The 1,545-nt window shown below is 71.1% G+C and carries 1 protein-coding gene and 1 pseudogene; both read right to left on the reverse strand.

What is annotated here, in order from left to right; genetic code table 11:
* Window positions 1-237, reverse strand: a pseudogene (locus ACFXGI_RS38690) (sulfate ABC transporter substrate-binding protein); the annotation flags it as partial.
* Between the two features lie 213 nt (window positions 238-450).
* On the reverse strand, window positions 451-1,545 hold a 1,095-nt coding region (locus tag ACFXGI_RS38695; RefSeq protein WP_384717776.1), incomplete at its 5' end, for a sulfate adenylyltransferase subunit 1.

A 1,545-nucleotide genomic window follows, 5' to 3' on the forward strand; every position in this document is an offset into this window, starting at 1 on the left:
CAGCGCGGTGGCGTGCGTCAGGTTCGGGAAGTACCCGATGCGGACCTCGGACGCGGAGAGCTTCTTCTCGCCCGTGGCCGCGGCGTTCGCCTTCTTGTCCTCGGGCTTGTCGGCCTGGGAGCCGTAGCCGCAGGAGGCGAGCACGCCGATCAGCAGCGGCAGCGCGGCAGCGGCGGCGACGCCGCGGCGGACGGCGGAACGGGAAAGCGGAGTACGGGTGTTACCGGTGGCAGGCACGGGAGGGCTTCCTCTCGTAGCGTCAACTCATGACGCACGACTTCGTCTGTGCAGCAAGGACAGGTATAGCTGGTGGGGAGTGGGGGCGCGCAGGCAGTGCGCGTACGTCATCGCGCACATCGCGCCACTCCTCCCTGGCCGCTGCCCAGGAGGCCGCTGCCCACGCGGCCGCCTTCCTTGGCGAACGTGGAGTAGATGTCCGAAGTCATGGGCTTAGAAGTCCCAACCCTCGTCGTCCGCCTGGACGGTCGTCCGGGCCTGCGAGGCGAAGGACTCGCCCGCCATGCCCGCCGCCAGCGTGGTGCCGTCGGCCGGGTCGATGAGCAGGAACGACCCGGTACGGCGCGAGTCGGCGTAGGCGTCGAGCGCGAGCGGCTCGGCGGTCCGTACGACGACGCGGCCGATGTCGTTGGCCACCAGCTGCCCGGGGTTCGGGTGCTGGGAAAGGTCGTCCAGGGTCAGCCGCGAGGGGATCTCCTTGACGATGGCCTTCACCGTGCGCGTGGTGTGCTTGAGGAGCACCCGCGCGCCGACGGAGAGGGGCTGGTCCGCGACGTGGCAGACGGTCGCGATGACGTCCTGCGTGGTGGCGGGCGGGTTCGCGGACGGCGCGATGAGGTCGCCGCGCGAGATGTCGATGTCGTCCGCGAGACGGACCGTCACCGACTGCGGGGCCCAGGCGATGTCCACGCTCCCGCCGAGCGCGTCGATCCCGGCGATGACCGACGTACGGCCCGACGGCAGGACGGTGACGGCCTCGCCGACGCGCAGTACGCCGGAGGCGATCTGGCCCGCGTAGCCGCGGTAGTCGGGGTGCTCGGCGGTCTGCGGACGGATCACGTACTGCACCGGGAAACGCGCCGGGCAGGCGGTGAGGTCGTGGCTGACCGGGACGGTCTCCAAGTGCTCCAGCACCGTCGGGCCGCCGTACCAGTCCATGTGGGCGGACGGCTCGACCACGTTGTCCCCGGCGAGCGCCGAGATCGGGATCGCGGTGATCTCCGGGACGCCCAGGTCGGAGGCGTACGCGGTGAACTCCTCGGCGATCTTCGCGAAGACCTGCTCCTCGTAGCCCACCAGGTCCATCTTGTTGACGGCCAGCACCACGTGCGGCACGCGCAGCAGGGCCGCGACGGCGGCGTGCCGGCGGGTCTGCTCGATCACGCCGTTGCGGGCGTCGACCAGGACCACGGCCAGGTCGGCGGTGGATGCGCCGGTGACCATGTTGCGGGTGTACTGCACGTGGCCGGGGGTGTCGGCGAGGATGAACCGGCGCCGGGCGGTGGCGAAGTAGCGGTAGGCGACGTC

It is taken from the genome of Streptomyces sp. NPDC059355 (genome assembly GCF_042752335.1).
Lineage (GTDB): Bacteria > Actinomycetota > Actinomycetes > Streptomycetales > Streptomycetaceae > Streptomyces.